At 39.2% G+C, this 3,328-nt stretch carries 5 protein-coding genes and 1 pseudogene; 2 read left to right on the forward strand and 4 right to left on the reverse strand.

Translation table 11 applies throughout. The features are described 5' to 3' along the window. Positions 1–748: 748 nt before the first annotated feature. The 4 genes from AA84_RS0114660 to AA84_RS19195 all read right to left on the reverse strand — a co-directional run bounded on the left by AA84_RS0114660 (position 749) and on the right by AA84_RS19195 (position 2,897). Entirely contained in the window at positions 749–1,087 is a 339-nt protein-coding gene (locus AA84_RS0114660; protein ID WP_028977823.1) for a hypothetical protein, read from the reverse strand. A 24-nt stretch (positions 1,088–1,111) separates the two neighbouring features. Continuing rightward, positions 1,112–1,690 carry a hypothetical protein gene (locus tag AA84_RS0114665; protein WP_028977824.1) on the reverse strand — a complete coding sequence of 193 codons (579 nt, stop codon included), beginning with the start codon at positions 1,688–1,690 and terminating at the stop codon, positions 1,112–1,114. A 475-nt stretch (positions 1,691–2,165) separates the two neighbouring features. Next, entirely contained in the window at positions 2,166–2,489 is a 324-nt protein-coding gene (locus AA84_RS0114670) for a DMT family transporter (protein WP_028977825.1), read from the reverse strand. Between the two features lie 198 nt (positions 2,490–2,687). Next, entirely contained in the window at positions 2,688–2,897 is a 210-nt protein-coding gene (locus AA84_RS19195; RefSeq protein ID WP_028977826.1) for a hypothetical protein, read from the reverse strand. Here AA84_RS19195 and AA84_RS18740 point away from each other — a divergent pair. Both AA84_RS18740 and AA84_RS19680 read left to right on the forward strand, forming a co-directional pair. Next, complete coding sequence (locus tag AA84_RS18740; protein ID WP_414625730.1) at positions 2,867–3,004, forward strand: integrase core domain-containing protein; 138 nt, start codon at positions 2,867–2,869, stop codon at positions 3,002–3,004. The genes AA84_RS19195 and AA84_RS18740 overlap by 31 nt on opposite strands. A 194-nt stretch (positions 3,005–3,198) precedes the next feature. Beyond that, positions 3,199–3,328, forward strand: a pseudogene (locus tag AA84_RS19680) (IS30 family transposase); the annotation flags it as partial.

Genomic DNA, 3,328 nt, shown 5'->3' on the forward strand with positions numbered 1-3,328 from the left:
AGACGCAGGCAGTTAAAGGAGGAAGCTCAATCATAACTCCTACTCGAGACAAACGAGGATGACGGATAAATAACAAAAACACTGGCCAATGCTAGGATTTTGATTATAAATTTTTGCATCAATCAGGAATTTTTGTGTATAATGTAGACATAAGGAATGTAGAATAAAACCGCCAGTGCATGAACACTGACGGGATGGCAATATCCGCAATAAGAGCGGAACGATGCTTGAACAAATTACACAAATTGAGGGTAATCCGTCTTAGCCACCGTGAATGGCATACGAGACGGATTATTTCTTTTTATTTGACAGCATCAGCACTAGCACTGCAAAACTAATCATTAATGTTAATGATTGGTATACTGTCATAGGCTCCACCCCCTTTCAGAGGGCGTCACCGCATCCGCTCATATGCTTCATCTATTGCCTGTCTGTAATTATATCATATAAGCTTGGTAGACTTAATATAAAAATACCCGTCCATTGTGGGGGTGGATGGGTATTTTGCGTTCATCTCATTTTAGTAAGCTGTGCACAGTATTTCTTTAAATAGCCTTCCGCCGTTTTAAAACTTTTTCCGATCTCGTTCGATAATTCATCAGGCGTCGACTGTGTTCCAAGGCATTTCTCACCTTCTGCTTATATGTCTAAAGGTTTGTTCATTTCAAAAAAAGTCCGTCTCAGTAAGACTAAGACAGTGGGAGGAACAAATTACCAAGCTATAGCTAATAAACCAGTTTGTTTTGAATCAATCTTCAAGATCTACCGTAAATGCTTTTACCATTCGAAGAACATAATCGGGTTGACATTCATGAACGTTTTTTTTCAGCCAATCACTCAACCACTTGACTCTTTCTTCTTCGCTTTTATTACTGTTTATACCAAAGTATTGATAAATCTCACTTGATTCATCCTGAGATAGTCCTAGCTCAACAATATATCTCCCAGATGGATTATAATTCGGGTTTATTTGTTGCAATTCATCATTTAAGTCATCAATGATGTCTCTATACTGATATAAAATTGCTTCTAGAGCTTCTTGACTCTTTTTGTTTGAAAGTGTTATGTCAAAACGTGAAAAGGGCATTTCATTTTCACCCACCTTTTATTATTAAACTAACCAGCTCAAAGTGCCTCTGATACCGGCTGCTAGGGTTCTTGAAGCCTTTTTTTGCATTCCAGTTGCCCGAAGTCCATCATATATAATGTCTTCTATTTTTTTCAAACCACCTTCTTCAGCAGCTGTTACTTTTCTTAATGGTCCTTCCATGTGTTTAAGGGCTTCACCAAATCTAACGGCTGCTTTTCTACCTAGAACACTTCCAACAATCCATTTAGCGACTGTGTAAGCAACTTTAGTACCGCCAACTCGAGGAGCGTATCCACTTGGGGTTGAAGAAGGAGCAGACAAACCTTGTAGTTTAGCATATTCTTTGATCGCAGTAACTTGTTCTGGAGTAAATACTGGATTTCCGTTATTATCAAATTGCAATTCATTATTATCAAAATCAATTAGTGGTTTATTATTAGAAGAAAATTTTTGTTTATTTAATTCATGCGAAGGTGTCACAAATGATTTTATCGATTTTGGAGTGGCAGCGTGTGATGTGGTAGGAAGTGTTATAGATAAAAGCAAAATAGTAGCCATGAATGACAATAGTATTTTATTGGATAAGATTTTTTGAGGCATTTTGATTTTCTTCCTTATACTACTGGTTATTGGTTTTTGAATTACGATGATTTAACAAATAATTTATTTCCTTTATGAAAGAAGAGACTCCCCCTTTTCAAATCAAAATGAAATAATTGCAATATTTCTCCTGCGTCTGTGTTATGTTTTCATTAAATATATTATAATACAATTCATAGGCATGATTACCGCACATTTCATGCGTGACCCCGTATTTTTATGCGGTAGCACGCACGATCGCGTATGCTACTGTGGTAAATCATTACAGCAATAAAAAACCAAACGGAAGTTTAATAGTTTATAGAAAGGGTATATCAAGATAACCTAATCTTTCCCCATTCCCATGCGAAAGCGTGGGATTTTTTATGCAAAAAGAAAACGGGGAACCGCCTAATCGCAATCCCCCCCATTTCTAACTGTCTCGCCAGCCCAGCTCTTGCATTATAATTACTATATGTGTGCCAACATTAGTTTATCAATGACTAGCGCCATGTAGATTTAGGACCACCACACCAATTAAAATCAGCCCAATTCCTAAGATACTCGAAAAATTAATGGGCTCCTTCCAGTATATAACCGCTATTAAACTAGTTAATACAATTCCTAACCCAGACCAAAGAGCATAGGCAATGTTCAAATCAACGCTTTTTAACGTAAGGGATAAAAAGTAAAAGGATAATCCGTAAGATACTAATGAACCTAAAGTAGGTATCAGGCGACTAAAACCGGCAGACATTTTCAATAAATTTGTGCCTATTATCTCACCAACAATAGCCAAGACTAAGAATAAATATCCCATTTAACTATCTCCTCTGCATTGTTTAATTTTGAAAATTAGATTTTGCAGAACTTTTCCATAAAATCTCCCGAGCCATGACAAAGCGTTTAAAAGCATCAATCAAAATGATCACTTTAACGCAATTTTTTATATTTCTAACCAGACTTAATTTTATCATAATTATGTATTCCCGACTTTCGCCGGGCGGTAAAACCTATGTTATTTCTGCACAGGACTCTGCACGACGTTGCAACCCGCTGCCGTAGCCGTCTGCGCAGATGCGGCCTGTTCCTTCACAGTATCTTCGCCATTCGACTTCGCTTCGTCGATCGCTGCAGCGACATCGTCTGCCGTGACATTCTTTAAGCCTTTTTTCTTTAGTACGTCTGCAATTGCCTGTGCGGTCGCGTCCTTGGCTTGTAAATCCAAGAGATGCTCGCAGAGGCATTAACAATTATTTGAATCTTTATAACCATGAACGGCCACACCAGTCGCTCGGCTATCAAACACCGGTTTCTGTTTATCATCAGGGGTAGGTGCGTCCCTCCCCATCCTTGAGAAAGTGTCTGTTTCCTTTGAGAACCTGTCAAGGGGTATCGGCTACGCCCTCCCTGCGGTCGCCCTGGACAGAACCCCAAAGGAAACAGGGCTCAAGGTTAGGATGGGGAAGGCCATCAAATACCCACCTTAAATTTTTCAAATATGTGTCTTGACAATGGGGTCCACTTTAATCAGTCGTGAATTGAAACGAAATCAACAGGGTGATGGTACTTACTCGTCCGTACAGGCCGAGGAAAAGTACCATGCACGACGCGAAGGATGTTGCCGCCAACCTCTACTGGCTAATCCGGAACTTCACG

It is taken from the genome of Sporolactobacillus terrae DSM 11697 (assembly GCF_000648615.1).
In the GTDB taxonomy this organism is placed as follows: Bacteria; Bacillota; Bacilli; order Bacillales; family Sporolactobacillaceae; genus Sporolactobacillus; species Sporolactobacillus terrae.